This window comes from Arthrobacter sp. E1SS-5, from assembly GCF_057073715.1.
The window spans coordinates 3,872,969-3,889,761 of the sequence record NZ_CP172703.1 but is presented as its reverse complement, the minus strand read 5'-3'; the positions used below and the strand labels follow the sequence as shown (position 1 = coordinate 3,889,761).

At 67.8% G+C, this 16,793-nt stretch carries 18 protein-coding genes; 9 read left to right on the top strand and 9 right to left on the bottom strand.

Features of this window, described 5'->3' with window-relative positions; translation table 11 throughout:
* The first annotated feature begins 46 nt into the window (after positions 1–46).
* Together ACIGJD_RS18240 and ACIGJD_RS18235 are read left to right on the top strand one after the other, a co-directional pair.
* On the top strand, positions 47–625 hold the full coding sequence (locus ACIGJD_RS18240; RefSeq protein ID WP_483687409.1) for an RNA polymerase sigma factor: 579 nt from the start codon (positions 47–49) through the stop codon (positions 623–625).
* Positions 618–1,355 carry a hypothetical protein gene (locus ACIGJD_RS18235; protein ID WP_483687408.1) on the top strand — a complete coding sequence of 246 codons (738 nt, stop codon included), beginning with the start codon at positions 618–620 and terminating at the stop codon, positions 1,353–1,355. Before ACIGJD_RS18240 ends, ACIGJD_RS18235 begins: the two co-directional genes overlap by 8 nt.
* 46 nt (positions 1,356–1,401) lie before the next feature.
* Here the strand turns inward: ACIGJD_RS18235 and ACIGJD_RS18230 are convergent, their stop codons facing one another.
* Positions 1,402–1,929: a COG4315 family predicted lipoprotein gene (locus ACIGJD_RS18230; protein WP_483687407.1), complete on the bottom strand. Its 528-nt coding sequence runs from the start codon at positions 1,927–1,929 to the stop codon at positions 1,402–1,404.
* A 269-nt stretch (positions 1,930–2,198) separates the two neighbouring features.
* Between ACIGJD_RS18230 and ACIGJD_RS18225 the strand changes: the two genes are divergently transcribed.
* A complete protein-coding gene (locus ACIGJD_RS18225; RefSeq protein WP_483687406.1) occupies positions 2,199–2,699 on the top strand; it encodes a sigma-70 family RNA polymerase sigma factor in 501 nt (166 codons plus the stop codon).
* Entirely contained in the window at positions 2,696–3,349 is a 654-nt protein-coding gene (locus ACIGJD_RS18220; RefSeq protein ID WP_483687405.1) for an anti-sigma factor, read from the top strand. Before ACIGJD_RS18225 ends, ACIGJD_RS18220 begins: the two co-directional genes overlap by 4 nt.
* Here ACIGJD_RS18220 and ACIGJD_RS18215 read toward each other — a convergent pair.
* Both ACIGJD_RS18215 and ACIGJD_RS18210 read right to left on the bottom strand, forming a co-directional pair.
* Positions 3,346–3,846, bottom strand: coding sequence for an SRPBCC family protein (locus ACIGJD_RS18215; protein ID WP_483687404.1), 501 nt, complete (start codon positions 3,844–3,846; stop codon positions 3,346–3,348). The genes ACIGJD_RS18220 and ACIGJD_RS18215 overlap by 4 nt on opposite strands.
* A 27-nt stretch (positions 3,847–3,873) precedes the next feature.
* Entirely contained in the window at positions 3,874–4,692 is an 819-nt protein-coding gene (locus ACIGJD_RS18210) for a DUF1206 domain-containing protein (protein WP_483689541.1), read from the bottom strand.
* Between the two features lie 251 nt (positions 4,693–4,943).
* Between ACIGJD_RS18210 and ACIGJD_RS18205 the strand changes: the two genes are divergently transcribed.
* Positions 4,944–6,524 carry a fimbrial protein gene (locus tag ACIGJD_RS18205; RefSeq protein WP_483687403.1) on the top strand — a complete coding sequence of 527 codons (1,581 nt, stop codon included), beginning with the start codon at positions 4,944–4,946 and terminating at the stop codon, positions 6,522–6,524.
* Positions 6,525–6,529: 5 nt separating this feature from the next.
* Positions 6,530–6,976 (top strand): hypothetical protein, encoded by a 447-nt coding sequence (locus ACIGJD_RS18200; protein ID WP_483687402.1) that lies wholly within the window; start codon positions 6,530–6,532, stop codon positions 6,974–6,976.
* Between the two features lie 28 nt (positions 6,977–7,004).
* On the opposite strand, the gene trmB is transcribed toward ACIGJD_RS18200, so the two are convergent.
* Positions 7,005–7,928 (bottom strand): tRNA (guanosine(46)-N7)-methyltransferase TrmB, encoded by a 924-nt coding sequence (gene trmB, locus ACIGJD_RS18195; protein WP_483687401.1) that lies wholly within the window; start codon positions 7,926–7,928, stop codon positions 7,005–7,007.
* Positions 7,929–7,990: 62 nt separating this feature from the next.
* Entirely contained in the window at positions 7,991–8,485 is a 495-nt protein-coding gene (locus ACIGJD_RS18190; protein ID WP_483687400.1) for a hypothetical protein, read from the bottom strand.
* 85 nt (positions 8,486–8,570) lie between these two features.
* Between ACIGJD_RS18190 and ACIGJD_RS18185 the strand changes: the two genes are divergently transcribed.
* Together ACIGJD_RS18185 and ACIGJD_RS18180 are read left to right on the top strand one after the other, a co-directional pair.
* A complete protein-coding gene (locus ACIGJD_RS18185) occupies positions 8,571–9,917 on the top strand; it encodes an MFS transporter (RefSeq protein WP_483687399.1) in 1,347 nt (448 codons plus the stop codon).
* 8 nt (positions 9,918–9,925) lie between these two features.
* Complete coding sequence (locus ACIGJD_RS18180; RefSeq protein ID WP_483687398.1) at positions 9,926–11,359, top strand: MFS transporter; 1,434 nt, start codon at positions 9,926–9,928, stop codon at positions 11,357–11,359.
* Positions 11,360–11,385: 26 nt separating this feature from the next.
* On the opposite strand, the gene ACIGJD_RS18175 is transcribed toward ACIGJD_RS18180, so the two are convergent.
* A complete protein-coding gene (locus ACIGJD_RS18175; protein WP_483687397.1) occupies positions 11,386–12,159 on the bottom strand; it encodes an SAM-dependent methyltransferase in 774 nt (257 codons plus the stop codon).
* A 317-nt stretch (positions 12,160–12,476) separates the two neighbouring features.
* Here ACIGJD_RS18175 and ACIGJD_RS18170 point away from each other — a divergent pair, with 317 nt between their 5' ends.
* Complete coding sequence (locus tag ACIGJD_RS18170; RefSeq protein ID WP_483687396.1) at positions 12,477–14,363, top strand: DEAD/DEAH box helicase; 1,887 nt, start codon at positions 12,477–12,479, stop codon at positions 14,361–14,363.
* Between the two features lie 185 nt (positions 14,364–14,548).
* On the opposite strand, the gene ACIGJD_RS18165 is transcribed toward ACIGJD_RS18170, so the two are convergent.
* The 3 genes from ACIGJD_RS18165 to ACIGJD_RS18155 are packed head-to-tail and all read right to left on the bottom strand — an operon-like array spanning position 14,549 to position 16,689.
* Entirely contained in the window at positions 14,549–15,664 is a 1,116-nt protein-coding gene (locus tag ACIGJD_RS18165; RefSeq protein ID WP_483687395.1) for a permease, read from the bottom strand.
* A 50-nt stretch (positions 15,665–15,714) separates the two neighbouring features.
* Positions 15,715–16,365 carry an MBL fold metallo-hydrolase gene (locus ACIGJD_RS18160; RefSeq protein WP_483687394.1) on the bottom strand — a complete coding sequence of 217 codons (651 nt, stop codon included), beginning with the start codon at positions 16,363–16,365 and terminating at the stop codon, positions 15,715–15,717.
* Between the two features lie 21 nt (positions 16,366–16,386).
* On the bottom strand, positions 16,387–16,689 hold the full coding sequence (locus tag ACIGJD_RS18155) for a putative quinol monooxygenase (RefSeq protein ID WP_483687393.1): 303 nt from the start codon (positions 16,687–16,689) through the stop codon (positions 16,387–16,389).
* Between the last annotated feature and the right edge of the window lie 104 nt (positions 16,690–16,793).

The window sequence follows — 16,793 nt, the reverse complement described above, 5'->3', positions numbered from 1 at the left end:
GCAGTCCGAACCGGAAACCGGAGCAAGGCGTAGGCCAGGTTCCGGGATGGAGGAGCCGCTGGTGCTAGACACTTTGGCCCAAGAAGAGATCGATATATTCGACAACGCAGCCGGAACCGATCCGGCCGCGTTTTTCGCTGCTGCCTATCGAACCTTCGCGGGCCCGGTGCAGGGTTACCTCAAGGCGCGTGGACTGGATGACCCCGAGGCTGTCACCCAGGACGTCTTCCTGGCCTTCTATCCCAGGATCAGCAACCTTGCGGGCGGCATGCAGGGAGCCAAGTCCCTGATCTTTTCCATTGCCCACGCCCGCATGGTGGACCACTACCGCCGGCTGGAGCGCAGGCCGCAGCTCACACCATACGATCCCCAGCATGACGGCCGGACCACGCCGTCGGCCGAAGACCACGCCGTGGAACTGACCGGCGGAGCCGCAGCCATGCTGGAAGGGCTCAGCGAGGAACACCAAGAGGTCCTGGCCCTTCGCGTCGTGGCCGACCTGTCCATCGACCAGGTGGCCGCCATCATGGGCAAGAGCGCCGGAGCCATTAAGCAGCTCCAGCGCCGGGCCCTGCAGAACCTCAAGGCACAAACGCTCAAGAGAAACCAGGCAAACCATGAGTGACACCGCAGGAACCCGCAACGGCGGGGCCATTGACCAGCTCCTGCTGGAGGCAGGCATGGGCGACGACGGCCAGCTCCGCGACGCCCTGGCCGACCTGCGTTCCCTCGCAGCAGAGGCCCCGGCGCCCTCCGCCGAAATCGCGGCGTTGATGGCAGGTTCACCACGCGCGGCTGCCGCTGCCGAAACCACCGTGCTTCCCAGCGCGGCTCAGCCTGCCGACGAACTCGCTGCCCGACGCAAGGCCAAGCGCCGCATCACGCTCACCACGCTGTCCGTGGCGGCATCGCTCGCGGCCGGCGGTGCTGTTGCCGCCGCCTCGGACCAGGGCTTCCGCGACTCCTTCACCCAGCTGAACCATGCCGTCACCAATTTCGTGACAGGCTCCGGCGTGACGCCCGCAGGCAACACCAGCGGCCAGGCACCCGCACCCAAGCCCGTTGCCCCCCGGCCGTCGGCAACCAGCAGCCCGGATTCCATTCCGGCGGCACCCGCGACCGCTTCGGCACCTGCCGTCGTGGCGCCGTCGAGCACTCCTGCCCGGCCCGGGAACACTCCCACCCACGGAGCGCCCGCGGAAACGCCGACGGGAGCACCGGCACGCCCTGCACTGCCCACGGATGTTCCCGGGGAAGTTAAGAAGGGCCTGGAACAGGGCAGCCCCAAACTGCCTGTTCCGGTGCCCACGGAAATCCCGCTCCCGGGCAAGGTCCCGGACGTACCCCTGAAGTAGGCCGGGCCACTGGGTCCAGGACCAGGCGGGCCCGGCAGCCGCAGGCCTAGTAGCCCTGGCCTGCCGCCTTGATCATCGCGCCCGACGGATCCGACAAATACCACACACCGCCCACGCCCTGGCCAAGGGTGTCGCCCGGCTTGGTGTCCTTCGCGTAGTAGTACAGCGGCATGCCGTTCAGGGTCACCTGCTTCTTCCCGTCCGCGGTGCTGATGGTGCCCAGTTTTCCGGTCACTCCCTCTGCCGCGGGTCTGCCCGAGGTGGTGGTCAGCGGCGGCCACGAGACCAGGCAGGAACCGGTGCAGGCGCTGGTGCCGGAGTCCTTGATGTCCTTGGTAAAGAAGTAGAGGCTCATCCCTTTCGCATCAACCACAATGCTGCCTGCCGTCGAGGACGCCGTTTTAAGGTCGACGGCGGCGCCCGCCTGGGATGGTGACGCGGACGCTGACGAAGAGGTTGGGGACGGGCTGGCAGACGACGCCCCGGACGATCCGGTTCCTGCACTGCTGCCGCAACCGCTCAGGGTTGCGGCCAGGGCAAGGATGGCAAGGCCTGCCCCGAGATGTTGTTTCATGGTGTGCTCCTTGGCTGTGATGTTCCCTGCCGGGATCTTCGTGGCAGATGCCGTCGTGGCCGGCGCCCGGTCTCCTATCCAGGCGCCTACCCCTACGACGCCACCGGGTAAAGAATGGTTCACATCGCGGTGGAGCGGGGCCGTTGAACCGTTGGAGGGCTTCAGACGTGGTAACAGCCAGGAACGCCGGCTGCCGCGGTGTTCCCGCACAGCCGGCCGCGTGCGGGAGGTGGGCCGTGCAGCGCCGGGGCAATGATGGGAGGGCCGGGATGCCGCTCGACGACAACGTGGTGGAGTCCATCTACCGTGAACACGGCAGCGCCCTGCGCCGGTTCGTGCTCAGCGCCACCCATGATCCGCAGCTCGCGGAGGACGTGGTCCAGGAAACCGTGCTCCGCGTCTGGCAGCACGCCCCGGACGTCAACGGCAGCTTCCGCAGTTACTTGTACCGCACAGCCAGGAACATCATGATCGATAACTACCGCCGGAGCCGGCGCCGCCCGCCGGAGGCGCTGGAGGGCAGCCCCACCGATCCGGTCGAGGTGATGGGCCGCGTTGATGAGCTGCTCAACCGGGTGCTGATGGAGGAGGCACTGCTCCGGCTGAGCAAGGAACACCGGGACGTCCTGGTGGCCCTGCATTACCGCCGCTTCACGGTCAACGAGGCAGCGGTCCAGCTCAGCATCCCCAGCGGCACGGTCAAGTCCCGCGCGTACTATGCACTCCGGGCCCTGCGCACCATCCTGGACGAAATGGGGGTGGAACGGTGAGTGCCAATCCGCACATTCTGCTGGGCGCCTATGTGCTGGGCGGCCTGGAGCCCGCCGACCTTGCCCTCTTCGAGGCGCATTTGCAGGGCTGCGCCGGCTGCCGCAAGGAACTTGCAGTGCTGGAGAAGGTGCCCGTGCTCTTGGACGCGCTTCCCGTCCCCGACGCCGTGGCCCTTACCGACGCCCCCGGCAGCGAGGCGGCTGATCCGGGTGTCCCGGTCCGCCTTTTCGACGAACTGGAGCGCCGCCGTCGGACATCACGACGGCGATGGGCAGCGCTGGTGGGCGCGGTCGCCGCTGCCTGCCTGGCCGTGGGCCTGGCGGTGGGGCCTTTGCTGGCCCGGCCTCCCCAGCCGGATGCCACCTATTCGGTGGTGTCCGGAGGAGGGCTGCAGGTGCACATTGACATGGCCCGGAAGACGTGGGGGACCGAGCTGGCGGTCAGCGGCAGCAGCCTGCCGGCGGATGGGACGCTCTCGCTGTGGGTGCGCGACCGCGCCGGCGGGGAAGACCGGGCCTGTGCCTGGACGGCCACGCCCAGCGGAAAGGTCAAGGTCACGGGCGCAACGCCCATTCAGTTGGGCAGCATCTCCAGCGTGGAGTTGAGGGACGGCGCGCAGCACCCGGTGGCGGTGATTACGGTTCCCTAGGTCCTCGGGGAGTGGTCCCGGTTCCCCAGGGCTTTGAACTCCGCGACCAGGGCCTCGTCCTCGCAGGCACGGGCGAAGGCATCAATCCGCCGTTCGATCTCGTAGCCCAGCAGCCAGGCACCGATTCGTTCCATGATGGGCCGGAGCAAGGCCGGGCGGCATGAAAAGGTGTACTTCCAGACGGCCCGGGTGCCGCCGTCGTCAGCGGTGAAACGCCAGCCGCCACCAAAGTTCGTGAAGAACCAGGGCCCGGACACCATGGTCATGCCCACGTTCCGGGGAGGCGCGTACGAGACGTACTGGCTCACCATCTTCAGGCCCAGGCGGGACCTGGTGCGGGTGCGGACGCCCTTGCCCGGTGCCTGCGCCCCGTCCAGGAAACCTTGGGCGGAGATGAAGGGGTCCCACTTGAGGCGGAACTCCCCGGTGGTCTGGGAGAAGGCAAATGCGGTCTCCGGGTCGATGCGGATTAGTCGTTCGGCACGTACCTGGGGCATTCCCCCACCTCACCACACTCCAGCCGGCTACTTGGTCATTTTGGCCAGCCGGGCGCGCATGATCATGTACGCGCCGTAGCAGACCAGGCCGGCGCCCACCGCGGCCAGCAGATAGGGGCCCATCGGCTGGTCCCGGAGGGCACGCAGGCCGCCGTCCAGCCCGGTGGAGTCCTCCGGATGCTCCTTTATGGTGGCAACCACGATGAGCAGGCCGGTCAGCAGCAGCACCAGGCCCTTGGCCAGGTAACCCGCAACGCCCAGGGTGACCACCGCGGTCCTGGCCGGTCCGGAGGCCGGCATTCGCAAGTGCTTCTCGAAAGACTTTTTGGGCCCGCGCATGCCATAGGCGACGCCCGCGGCCGCCACGGCCAATCCAATCAGCACGAGCAATGCCACCCCGCCCGGGGCCTGCACCATGGCGATGGTGAAATCGCTGGTGGCCTTTCGGTTGTCCCCGCCAGTTCCGGTGCCAGTGACAAAGTGCCAAAGGGTCACGGCCAGGACGGCGTACACGACCGCCTGCAGGGCCGCCTTGGCCTTGTTCTTGACCTTTGTCTTGGTGGCCTGATGGTTGAAGTCGAAAATCGCATCGCCCGCCTGCCAGAGCGACAACGCGGCGCAGGCGGCGAAGCTGCCCCACAGCAGGAACGGACCCACAGGCATGGTTGCCAACTCGGCCACCGCGCCGCTGAAGTCTGCATTGCCCGTTCCGCCCACGGCCAGCCGGACCGCAATGGCACCCACCAGCAGGTGCAGGATGCCGCTGGCCGCGAACCCGGCACGGGCCAGGATCTCGAGGATGCGCGAATTCGTGACGTCCTCGGCCTTGTCGACCACCTGTTTCAGTTCTTCTTTTATCGTCTTTCCTTTGAGCAGGCGCGGTAGAGCGCTGGTGTGCGTGCCCTTCGTACAAGGCCAATCGTCCCATGCCCGCCGGGATCCGGAACAGCTGGCTCCAGGGATAGCCGGCTGCCGGAGTGCCGCGGTATGGGGAGGCCGGGGCGATGGGGAGGGATCCCCATCGCCCGGTCGCGGTACCTGTGCAACCATAAGGACCAGCGATTGACAGGTACCGCACTCTTTTCCCGGGGGAAACCATGACTTTTTACGGCGCAGACATAAGCCAGCTGCGGGCGCTGGCCAAAGCGGCGGACCAAGCAGCGTCCCTGCTGAGCAGCCGTGCCGGCTCACTGCACAGCCAGATCCAGGCCGCGCCGTGGAAGGGCAGGGATGGTGAACGCTTCCGCCAGGAGTGGAGCGCCAGCCACCGGCCCAGCCTGGACAAAGTCGTCGCCAGCCTCCGGGAAAATTCCAAAATCCTGATGAAGCACGCGGACGAGCAGGAGAAGGCTTCCACCCAGGCCAGCGGCGGCTCCGGCGGCAGCGCCTGGGACCGGATCACCTCTCTGGCGGCGCAGGCCAAGGAATGGTTCCAGGAGAAGGCCGAAGCCGCCAGGGCGCTGGCGGAACACCACCGGGAACTGGAGTCCGGGCTGGACCGGATGCTCAACGCCAGCCCCGAAGAGCAGGCGAAGTGGTGGGCCGGACTGTCCGACGCCGACCGCAGATACCTGATCGAGGGCGAAGGCAGCGATGGCCCCTTCGCCGAAGACCTCATGCGCATGGACGGCGGCATCCCCGCCGCCGCGCAGCAGCTGGCCAAACAGCACCTCCAGGACCTGGCCAAGGCGGACATCCCGGTCTATTCGGAGACGGGCAAGGCCTCCATCGAAGCCAGGGTGGCCTGGGTCCACGGCGGTGCTGAAGTGGGCACCGAAGTGGTGGAGAACGCCGACGGTTCCGCCACCATGAAGGTGTACGGAAACCTTGGTCTCGGCGTGAATGACACCACCGGCACGGCGGGGGCCACCCTGACCGGGGAGGTTTCCCGCGAGTACACCTTCGGCAGCGTGGAGGAAGCAATGGCTGCCCGCGAACAGATGTACCGGGACCTGCCACCCGACAGCATCGGCGAGATCAAGGATGTGGCGGGCAACCCACCCGGGTACGTCCTGGACACCATCAATGACGCTGCCAAGGACAACGGCTCCATGGGACAGACGGACAAGGCCAAGGGCACCTTCTCCCTCGATGCAAAGGGTGAGGCCGGCACGGCCTCCGGTGGAGCGAAGCTGGACCTGGCCTATGAGCGGAACCTGACGGACGGAACGTCCACAGCCAGCGGTGAGATCTCCGCGCAGGGCCAGCTTAAGCTTGACGGCCGGGTCTTCGAGGCGTCCGGCAAGGGCGGGCTGCAGGTCAACATGGACAAGAGCAACAACATTGACTCCGTCTCGGTGTCGATGGACGGCACCGTGGCGCAGGGTGTCACCTCTGGTGTGAAGACAGAGGCCGCCAAGTTCGATTCCACTGTCACAGCAGGAACCCAGGGCACCGTCAAGATCGACGTGGACTACTCCCCGGAGAACCGCCCCATCATTGACAGCTACCTGCGCAACGTCGCGCTGGGGAATGACACCGGCGCCGCCCGCGACGCAGCCCGGCTTTACGAGGCCGGCTCCGCCACTGTCCAGGTGAACTCGGTGGTGACTGCCAAGAATGAGGCAGGCTTCGACGTGAAGCTGGGCGAGGTGGAGGTCAAGACCGAGAACCAGGCCACCACCAACGTTTCCACGTACTATAAGGTCCCCAACGACACCAAGCTCGAGAGGCTCTGAAACCCATGTCAGTGCACATCGAATCCCCGCTGGGCTTCACCGCAGACTTCCCCGAGCACACCCAGGTCCTGGATGACTCCACGGCCGGGCCCAACAGTGAACAGTACGGCCTGCTGAACGGCGTCCTGGTCACCGTGATCAAGGACGACACCTCCGTGCAGGACGCCCCGCAGGCCAACGGCTGGGCGCACCTGATGGCGGGCTTCTACCTTGAGGACCGGGGCGGGACCCTCCTGGCGGAGGGCGAGCTGAACCTGCCCGGCAAGGCTGCCTACGGCGTGGTTGTTGGATATGACGACGACGCCGGGCCGGCCAAGGTGGCAGCGACGGTAGGCGTGTGGGAAAGCGGGCGGTTCATTGGCGTAGTGGTCATCTGGCCCTACCTGAACCCGGAGGCAGAACCCCGGCTGGACATGCTCAAGGAGATCGTGGGCTCCATCAGCGTGGGCTGAACGTCCGGCCCGGATCAGCCGCAGGGCGTCAGCGCCGGCGGTAGCAGAGGTCGAAGATCAACCTGCCGGCTTCGTGGGCCTTTGCCTCGAAGCTGGTCCTGATCCGGCCCTCGAAGCGGGGGGCCCAGCCGCCCGTTTCATCCACGCCCTCATTGGGCCCGGTGTGTTCCGTGCTCACGGGCGCGCGTCCCTCGCGGACGGGGGCGCCGCCCACCACGCATTCAACGCCGGACTGCCACACCTGGGTCAGTGGGCTTTCGGGGCCGCGCCGTTCGCCGGTGTGCAGGTTCTCGAAGTCCGTTGACGCTGCCATCACGTCCCGGACGTGGACGGCGTAGTTGGACCAGTCTGTGGCGATCCGGAACAGGCCGCCAGGTTTCAGGGCCCGTGCCGCCAGGCTGGCGAACTCAGGCTGGATGAGCCGGCGCTTGTGATGCCGCGACTTGTGCCATGGGTCAGGGAAGAAGACCCACAGTTCGCTGACCGAGCCCTCGGGCAGCATGGTGGCCAGTACTTCCGGGGCGTTTGCCTCCACCACCCGGACATTGTCCAGGCCGCGGCTGTTGATCTTGATGATGGTGTTGGCCAGGCCCGGGGTGTAGACCTCCACGGCCAGGAAGTTCGTGTCCGGGTTTTGTTCCGCCGCGTGGCAGATGGCATCGCCAAGGCCCGAACCGATCTCGACGATAAGCGGGGCATCGCGGCCGAACTCAGCCGCCGCGTCGAAGACGTAGTCAGGGTGGACCGAGGTGTTGGCCACGTGCCGCGGTACGTCGACGGCCCAGCGCTCGGCATGCTCAGCCCAGGCGGCCTGCCGCCGGCCCTGCAGCCGGGTTCCGCGGCGAACGAAGCTGACCGGACGGCCGCCGTAGGTGCCAAAGGAGGCCTGGGTTCCGGGCGTCACGGGTCTTGGGACATGCGGCTGCTGGGGGTTTTCAGGGGATTCGCTCATCCCTTCCAGAATAGCGCTGTGGGAACTGGCGGTGCGTCTTGGTGCCCGGATCATGCTTGTGGTCAGAACACGCCCATGAGGTCGAGCACCGGACCGAGGGCAAGGGCGAACACCAGACCGCAGATACAAAGGGCAACAGCCGCCGCGGACCGACTTCCTGATCCGCGTGGCAACTGTTTCAGGGCTGGGAGGGCCTGGCGGAGACCGAGCGAGGCGAAAAGCACCGGCAGGCTGAACAGCACGAAGGGCGTCACCCACGGCCTGTCGGAATGGCCGTTGTCCGAGTAGGTCATCAACATGGCGAACATGGAAGCAGGCGCGGTGAGGATCATGCTTGCCGGTGCAAGGATCGCCAGGACCAGGCTGTTGGTGGCTTTGCTGTTGGCTCCCGCATTGGCTGGTCCTCCGTTTCCGGGCCCATTGTTGCCCGGCCCATTGTTGCCGGCTCCGGTGCCCGCACTTTCTACGCGTGCCGGGCTGGCTTCCGGTCTTGGCGTTTTTTCCATGGTGCTCCCGTCGGTTGATGCAGCCAGGTGCGCGGCCGCGGCTGCTTTCAACCTATGAAGTTGCAGGGAAGGCCAGAAGCCTCCTTTTCCTCTATGTGGAAAACCCGCATCTGCGGTCTCCTGCAAGAATGGGCCCATGAAGGACGCGATGGATGCCGAGGCAAGGAAGCAGCGGCGAAGGACAGACTCCGGGGACTCCCAGGGCGGGACCCGTACCGGCAGCAGCCTGGTGGACCTCAGCACCCTGGTGGACGCAGAAATCGATGAACTCCCCGCGGCGGAACCCACCCGGGTGGGCAGCCGCCGGGCCCTGGCTTACCTGGGGGTGTGCCTGGTCCTGATCGGCCTGAACCTGCGCAGCGTCTTTTCCAGCCTCTCCGCAGTCCTTCCGGAAGTGACGTCCCAGGCCGCCCTGCCGGGCTGGTCCGTGGTGGTGCTGACCACGGTCCCCGTGACGCTGCTCGGCGTATTCGCACCGCTCGCCCCGGTCCTGGCCCGCAGGTTCGGGGCTGAACGGGTGCTGCTGGGGGCCATGGCATTGCTGACCGCGGGGCTGCTGCTGCGGCCCGTGGACACCGGGGCAGGGACGGGCGGCGCCGGCCACCTGCCTGCCCTCCTGGTTGGTACGGCTGCCTGCGGCGCGGCGATCGCCCTGTGCAACGTACTGCTCCCAGGCCTGGTGAAGCGCGACTTTCCCCACCGGCTGGGCCTCATGGGCGGCCTCTACACCACCGCCATCTGTGCGTCCGCCGCGCTGGGAGCCGGGTTCACCTACCCGGTCTACACGGCGACGGGGGAGTGGACCAAGGCGCTGTGGGTGTGGGCGCTGCCCGCCGCCGTCGTGCTTGTGCTGTTCCTGCCCGTCGCCGTGCGGCAGGGAACTGTCCGGCACCAGGCGGTGCGGGACGGCGTGAACGTGTGGCGCTCTCCGGTCGCCTGGCAGGTGACCATCTTTATGGTGCTGCAGGCCATGATGTCCTTCAGTGGCTTCGCCTGGCTGGCGCCCATCCTTCGTGAGAGGGGCGTGGATGGCGCCACCGCAGGGCTGATTGTTGCCGTCTGCATTGTGCTGCAGATGCTGGGCTCGCTGTTCGCCCCTGCCCTGGCCGCCAGGTTCCGGGACCAGCGGGCCCTTAACACGGTGGTGGCGCTGATGACCGGCGGCGGATTTGTGTTGAGCATCCTGGGTCCGCTCAACCTCATCTGGGTGTGGGCCGGGCTGCTGGGGCTGGGTCAGGGAAGCCTCACCGCCGCGGCGTTGACCCTGATCATGCTCCGCACCCGCGACGGGCACACGGCCGCCCACCTCTCCGGCATGATGCAGGGTGTGGGCTACGGGGTGGGCTCTACCGGGACGCTCATGGTGGGCCAGCTGCACCAGGCCACCGGGTCCTTCGTGCCTGCCGGCATCCTGTTCATGGTGGTGGGCATGCTCGCGGCGGTCTTCGGCTACCGCTCGGGCCGGAACCGGTTCGTGGGGTAGGACCTGCCGTGCGGGACTCCACCCTTCCGGCCGCCCATCCGGCCACGGGGATCTTCCGGCCCCCGTACCTCTTGGTGACCATCGGCACGTGCGCCCTGGTGTTCCTTGCCGCTTTCGAGTCCCTGGCCGTTACCACCATCATGCCGCTGGTCAGCCGGGAGCTGAACGGCGGCAGCCTCTACGCCCTGGCCTTCGCCGGGCCGCTGGCAACCGGCGTGATCGGCATGGTGGGAGCCGGCAACTGGTCCGACCGGCGCGGGCCGGCCATGCCGTTGTACGCCTCTGTGTCGCTGTTCGTGCTGGGGCTCCTGATTGCGGGCAGCTCGGTGTCGATGCCGATGCTCGTCGCGGGCCGCCTGGTCCAGGGGCTCGGCGGCGGAGCCCTGACTGTATCGCTCTATGTGCTGGTGGCGCGGTTCTTTCCCGGCCCGCTGCACCCGCGGATCTTCGCCGCGTTCTCCGCTGCATGGGTGGTCCCCTCATTGGTGGGACCGTTCGCCGCCGGTGTGGTGGCCCAGGTTGTCAGCTGGCACTGGGTGTTCCTGGGCGTGGTGGGCCTGGTCATTCCCGCGCTGGCGATGATCGTGCCGGTACTCCGCAGCCTGGACGAGCCCCAGGAGTCCGTTCAGCCCCAAGGGACCAGCCAACCGGAAGCCGCAGGCCAGCCAGGTCAACCCGTTCCGCCGTGGGCCCTCGGCCGGCTGGGGTGGGCGGCGCTGGCAGCGCTCGCGGTGCTGGGCCTCAACCTCTCAGCCGACGCCAGCGTCCCCTCGTTTCCCGCCGCCACGGCACTCCTGGCCTCGGCCGCCGTCGTCCTTGCCCTGGTGGCCGTCCGGCCCCTGGTGCCCCGCGGTACCCTGGCCGCGCGGCGTGGATTGCCCAGCGTGATCCTGGCACGCGGGCTGGCTTCGGCGTCGTTCTTTGGTGCGGAGGTTTACCTTCCCTACCTGCTGATCGACCAGTACGCGTTCCCGCCCACCCTGGCCGGCCTGACGCTGACCGGGGGAGCGCTGGCCTGGGCCGGCGCTGCGGCGATCCAGGGCAGGCTGGGTTCCCGGCTGCCGCACCAAAGCGCGGCGCAGGCCGGCGCCCTGATGGTCCTCGCAGCGGTGCTCCTGGCCCTCGCCACCACGGCGCTGCACTGGCCGGCCGCCATCGCCATCGCGGGCTGGGTCCTGGCCGGCGGTGGCATGGGCCTGCTCTACCCGCGCCTGAGTGTGATGACCCTGGCGCTCTCCACCAAGGAAAACGAGGGCTTCAACAGCTCCGCCATGTCCATTTCCGACTCCCTGGGCGGTGCGCTGTCGCTGGCCACCACGGGGATAGTCTTTGCGGCATTTACGACGGCGGTCCAGTCCTTCGCGGGCGTCTTCGCCTTCACCGCGGCCATTGCAGTCGGCGCCGCGCTGGTAGCGCCCCGGGTTACCGGCCGGACGCGCTGAACCACCAGTACGGGGGAACGGGACGGTCAGGCGAGCCGGGTTGCGCGCAACACGACGTCGGCGATGACCGCTTCCTGCCCCTCCGGCCCGGTCACGGGCCGTTCCCGTGACGTAAGGACCTCCAGCTGCCACTCCGGGCGGCCTTTGGAATCACGCCGGTCCAGCCCGAGCTCCTGCACCAGCTCGTCCCCGGTGTAGAACATGCCCGCGTGGTGGTGCGCGGGGCCCCAGGGCGGCAGCCGGTCCGGGTGGTGGCCAACCACCAGCAGGGTCCCGCCCGGCTTGACCGCTCCTGCGGCGGTCCGCAGGGGAACCCGCCAGTCGAGCTCCTGCGAGTGCAGGAACTGCGACGTCACCAGGTCGTAGGAAGCTTCCGGCTGCCACTGCGTCAGGTCCGCCAGCTGCCAGGTGATCCGGCTTTCGATCGCACCGTTGGACGCCTGTACGCTTTCCCGGGCGAGTTCGGCCAGCTCGTGCGAATGCGCCCTTTCCAGGGCAACGGCGGAAACGTCGACGGCGGTCACGGACCAGCCCTGCTGGGCAAGCCAGATGGCGTCGGCACCTTCGCCGCAGCCCAGTTCCAGCGCCTTTCCAGGGCGCAGGCCGCCGGCTTCACGGACCAGCTGCGGGTTGGGCTTCCCGCTCCAGAGCCGTGCCTTGGTGCGGTATCGCTCGTCCCAAACGGATGCGGCATCAATGCTGCCGCCGGCCGCCTCCGGTGCGCCGCCGCCGTCGTGCGCCTGATTTCCGTGCGCTTCCTGCTGGTGCCTGTCCTGGTGCTGCTCCGGGTGTTCGTTCATGCGTCAACACTGCCCCGCCGGGCCTCCCATGGCAACGGCGCGGAAGGGTGCCGGGCGTCGGGATGCTAGACTGGGGGAACTTGATGTGCAGTGATGCCCGCCTGCTCCGCGTCTGGAGATCCTTTCCAGGGAGTGGGCTTTCTTCATGTGAGAGGCACATCCTGCGTCGATGAACGCGTTCCATTTGGTCCCGGCCGGCTGTCCTTATTTACAGCGCCCGGTTGATCACCTGACTTTTCTTCGGCGAAACCCCTGGTCCAACCGGCATCGGGGGCCGATATCCGCCCGGATACCGCCAGAAAGACCGTAAAAACTACATGACTACTTTTGCTGCCCTCGGTACTCCCAAGGCCCTTGCAGACACCCTTTCCGCGCAGGGAATCGTTGAACCGTTCCCCATCCAGGTCAAGACCCTTCCGGATACGCTGTCCGGTCACGATGTCCTGGGCCGCGGCCGGACCGGATCCGGTAAAACCATCGCTTTCGCCATCCCGCTTGTAGCAAGACTCGCTGAGCGGGAAGCCAAGCACTTCCGCAAGCCCGGCCGCCCCATGGGCCTGGTCCTGGCACCCACCCGTGAACTGGCAACCCAGATCAACGCCACCATCGAGCCGCTGGCCAAGGCCGCCGGTCTGAACACCACCGTGATCTACGGCGGCATCTCGCAGGCACGCCAGGAAAAGGCGCTGCGAGCGGGCGTCGACATCGTCATCGCCTGCCCCGGCCGCTTGGAGGATCTGATCCGCCAGCGCATCCTCACGCTTGAGGCCGTGGAAATCACCGTCCTGGACGAGGCCGACCACATGGCCGACCTCGGCTTCCTGCCCGTGGTCAAGAAGCTCATGGACATGACCCCCAGCCAGGGCCAGCGGCTGCTGTTCTCCGCCACCCTGGACAACGGCGTGGACAAGATCGTCCAGCGCTACCTGTCCAACCCGCTTACGCACTCGGTGGATGATCCGCAGGCAGCGGTGACCACCATGGAGCACCACGTGCTGGTGGTCAACGACCAGACCGTCAAGAAGCAGCTGATCGTGGAGCTCGCCTCCGGCGCCGGCCGCCGCGTCCTGTTCATGCGGACCAAGCACCACGCCCGCAAGCTGGCCAAGACCCTGACGGATGCCGGTATCCCCGCCGTCGACCTGCACGGCAACCTCTCGCAGAACGCCCGGGACCGCAACCTGGCCGAGTTCTCCAACGGTGACGTCCGCGTCCTGGTGGCCACCGACGTCGCAGCCCGTGGCGTGCACGTTGACGACGTCGAACTGGTCATCCACGTGGATCCGCCCACCGAGCACAAGGCATACCTGCACCGCTCCGGCCGCACCGCGCGTGCCGGTTCGGACGGCACCGTGGTCACCCTGACCCTGCCCGAGCAGCAGACGGACGTGAAGAAGCTCATGAAGGCCGCAGGCGTGGACGTCAGCTTCGAACGCGTCACCGCCAACTCGCCCATCGTGGCCGAACTCGTCGGTGACATCGCCGAAAAGGTGGACCCGCGGACCCGCGCGGCACTGCTGGCCGCCAAGGCCCCCAAGCAGGGCGGCGGCACCTCCACCGGAGCCAACGCCGAGCGCAAGCGTGCACGCCGCCAGGCAGCCCCCACCGCCGGCGGCCGTGGTGGCCGTGGCGGACGCGGCAAGGTTGCAGCCGAGGCCGTTCGTACCGATGTACCCCGCGCCGAGCGCCGCGCCGCAGCCTTCGAAGGCCGCACCGAGGCCCGGGCAGCCTTCGACCGCAACGCCGAGCAGAACGAGGACCGCGCAATAGCCGCAGCAGCTGCCCGCCGCAACGCCCGCGGCCGCGGCACGGCCTCCACGCACCGCAATGACGTTCCCGCAGCAGGTGGCCGCTCATCGGCCGGCCGCGGATCGAACGGACGTGCAGCTGAGGGCCGCAGCGATTCCCGGATCACCCGCAGCGAGGCTCCCCGCGGCGGCACGGGCCGTCCCGCCTCCGGTGGACGCGGCGCCTCCGGCGGACGGCCGGCAACCGGCGGCGGCCAGCGCAGTGGTCGCCCGGCGACCGGACAGCGCGCAGCAGCAACCGGCGGCAGCAAGGCCGTCTGGTCATCCAACACCGGAGGCACCTCCGGCGGTTCGTTCGGCTCGGGCAACGGCGGCAACGGCGGTTCAGGCCGTCCGGCCCGCAGCGGCCCGCGCCGCGCATCCGCCCCGGCCTCGAACGAGCGCCGCGGACGGTAGTCCCCACCGGCTCCCTCGCCTCGCAAGCTCGGCCAGGGAACCCTGCCGGCGTGGGTCCCGCCTGGCCCATCGGGTGCTCCGATAACGTCGTTTAGAAGGTTCAAAACGACGTTATCGGAGCACTCGATGCGTTTAACCGATTAGCAGCCGGGACGGGTGGCCGCGGCTGCGAGCCGCGGGCCTGCTCAGGTCAGCGCCGCCATGGCGACCGCGCCCACCAGGCCCAGTCCCATGACCGCAGCCCCCGTGGCTGCGATCACCCTGCCGGGGAAGGCCCCACGGACCATGAGCATCGACGGCAGGCTCAGGGCGGGCAGGGTCAGCACCAGTGCCCCCAGGGGAACCATTCCCACTCCAGCGGCCATCAGCGCGCCGATGATGGGGATCTCCGCGGCGGTGGGGATCACGAACAGGGTTCCGACGACGGCGAGCACAACGGCTGCGAGCACGCCCCACGACGCGAGCGTGCCGGCTTCCGGGAACAGCCAGCCACGGAAGGCGCCCAGGAGCATCACAACCACCGCATACTCCGGCAGGAGGCGCACCGACAACCGGGCCAGGGCCTTGGTGAACCTGCGGACAGCGCCCGCGGCAGTCTCGGTTTCCGCGGGCTCTTCCACCGGTTCGGCCACGCTGGTCCCTTTTGCCAGGCGGCTCACCAGCAGCGTGACGCCAAAGACCAGGATCACGCCGGTGCCCACGCGGACGGCGACGAACTGCCAGGGGAGCACAAAGGCCATGAATGCCAGGGCTGCCGGATTGAGCACGGGGTTGCCCAGCCAGTAAGCGAGCGCGGAGCTGACCGGGACCCCTCTGCGGCGGACGTTCAACGCGACGGGGGCTGCGCAGCACGTGCACATCATGGACGACATTGACAGGAGTCCGCCGCAGACCGTGCTCGCCGCCGGGCCACGCCTGGCCTGAAACAGCGCGAGCAACCGGCGCGCCGGAAGAAACGCCTCCACCGCGGCAGCCACGAGCAGCCCGGCCACGAGCGCCTGCCAGATAGACCCGACGTAACCCAGGCTGTACTCGATGGCTGCGTTCCACGAGGGGGCAGGCGGCGCACTTGCCTTGCCGGACAGGATGGAGTTGCCCAATGAGTGGCTGCCCGCCACTGCAGGGATCTTGAGGGCGTAGGGGTACCACTTGGCCCAGACGAGGACCGCGATGGCTATCCCGGCCGTGGCCAGCGTTCCTGCAAGGACCATTCGCCGGTGACGCGCGGCGGAGTTCGGCGTCAGCTCCTGGTCCAGCCGCCCGCTGTCCTGGCGGTCAATACCTACGGCAATGTCCTTCATCTGTTTGGCGGAACCTTTCGTCGTGGGAAGTGGCGGCAGCCGGCTAATCACTACCAACCCCTGGCGCGCCACTCTTCCAGGTGCGGGCGCTCGGCACCCAAGGTGGTGGGCTTGCCGTGGCCGGGATGGACGACGGCGGCGTCCGGGTAGGCGCCGAACAGGCGCTCCGTGACGTCGGACAGGAGCTGGTTGAACCGTTTAGGGTCCTTGTCCGTATTGCCCACCCCGCCCGGAAACAGCGAGTCACCCGAAAAGATGTGCGCCGGCCCTTCCGGATCCTGGTACACAAAGGCAATGGAACCGGGCGTGTGGCCGCGCAGGTGGACTGCCGTCAACTCGAAGCCGCCCACGGCCACCTTGTCCCCGTGGCCAAGCCGCCGGTCCACCGCCACCGGCAACGCATCGGCGTCGTCCGTTCCTGCGGCGGTGGGGGTGCCCGTGGCGGCCACCAGTTCCTTCAGTGCCCGGACGTGGTCCCAGTGCTGGTGCGTGGTGGCGATCCACTCCAGCCGCGGGGCTACGGACGTGTCCGCGGCCCCATCCGCCAGCAGTTGCTGGATTGCGGGAAGGTCGTCAGCGGCGTCAATCAGCAACTGTGCGCCGCTCTCCTTCTCCGTCAGCAGGTACACGTTGTTGTCCATCCCGCTGACGGAGATGCTGCGGATGGTCAGGGCCGGCAGGTCGTAGAGAAGTGAGTCCATGGGCTTCAGTCTAGGGACGGGCTACAGGTCAAGAGGCATGGTTTCGGAGTAGACCTGCTTTGACGGCGCCGCGGCGAGGACCTCGCCGAGCCTGTGCCGCCCTTCGGGTGTTTGCCGCCAGGCGGCGTAATCGGCATGGTCCTGCGCGGTGGCCCAGGTTTCCACAACCAGGATGTGGCACGGGTCCGCGTCGTCCACCAGCGCTTCGATGCCCTGGTTGCCGGGCCAGGCGCGGGTGGCGGCGAGGGTATCAGACAGGTATGCGGCGGCGTCGTCCCGGCGGGCGGGGTCGATCTGGACTTCGAAATGCACGATGGCAGGCATAAGGCTCCTTGGGGTGTGGCGGACTGTGGTGCAGGGACGGTTAACCCTTACCCATTGCGACCAAACACGAAGCCATCGCTCTTTCTTTCTTTGAGTGAAATCTC

Excerpts from the sequence above, each read along its gene's own strand:
- ACIGJD_RS18230 (WP_483687407.1), bottom strand. The coding sequence starts at position 1,929 with ATGAAACAACATCTCGGGGCAGGCCTTGCCATCCTTGCCCTGGCCGCA.
- ACIGJD_RS18175 (WP_483687397.1), bottom strand. The coding sequence starts at position 12,159 with ATGAACGAACACCCGGAGCAGCACCAGGACAGGCACCAGCAGGAAGCG.
- ACIGJD_RS18185 (WP_483687399.1), top strand. The coding sequence starts at position 8,571 with ATGAAGGACGCGATGGATGCCGAGGCAAGGAAGCAGCGGCGAAGGACA.
- ACIGJD_RS18240 (WP_483687409.1), top strand. The coding sequence starts at position 47 with ATGGAGGAGCCGCTGGTGCTAGACACTTTGGCCCAAGAAGAGATCGAT.
- ACIGJD_RS18200 (WP_483687402.1), top strand. The coding sequence starts at position 6,530 with ATGTCAGTGCACATCGAATCCCCGCTGGGCTTCACCGCAGACTTCCCC.
- ACIGJD_RS18155 (WP_483687393.1), bottom strand. The coding sequence starts at position 16,689 with ATGCCTGCCATCGTGCATTTCGAAGTCCAGATCGACCCCGCCCGCCGG.
- ACIGJD_RS18215 (WP_483687404.1), bottom strand. The coding sequence starts at position 3,846 with ATGCCCCAGGTACGTGCCGAACGACTAATCCGCATCGACCCGGAGACC.
- ACIGJD_RS18205 (WP_483687403.1), top strand. The coding sequence starts at position 4,944 with ATGACTTTTTACGGCGCAGACATAAGCCAGCTGCGGGCGCTGGCCAAA.
- ACIGJD_RS18235 (WP_483687408.1), top strand. The coding sequence starts at position 618 with ATGAGTGACACCGCAGGAACCCGCAACGGCGGGGCCATTGACCAGCTC.
- ACIGJD_RS18160 (WP_483687394.1), bottom strand. The coding sequence starts at position 16,365 with ATGGACTCACTTCTCTACGACCTGCCGGCCCTGACCATCCGCAGCATC.
- trmB (WP_483687401.1), bottom strand. The coding sequence starts at position 7,928 with ATGAGCGAATCCCCTGAAAACCCCCAGCAGCCGCATGTCCCAAGACCC.
- ACIGJD_RS18170 (WP_483687396.1), top strand. The coding sequence starts at position 12,477 with ATGACTACTTTTGCTGCCCTCGGTACTCCCAAGGCCCTTGCAGACACC.
- ACIGJD_RS18225 (WP_483687406.1), top strand. The coding sequence starts at position 2,199 with ATGCCGCTCGACGACAACGTGGTGGAGTCCATCTACCGTGAACACGGC.
- ACIGJD_RS18165 (WP_483687395.1), bottom strand. The coding sequence starts at position 15,664 with ATGAAGGACATTGCCGTAGGTATTGACCGCCAGGACAGCGGGCGGCTG.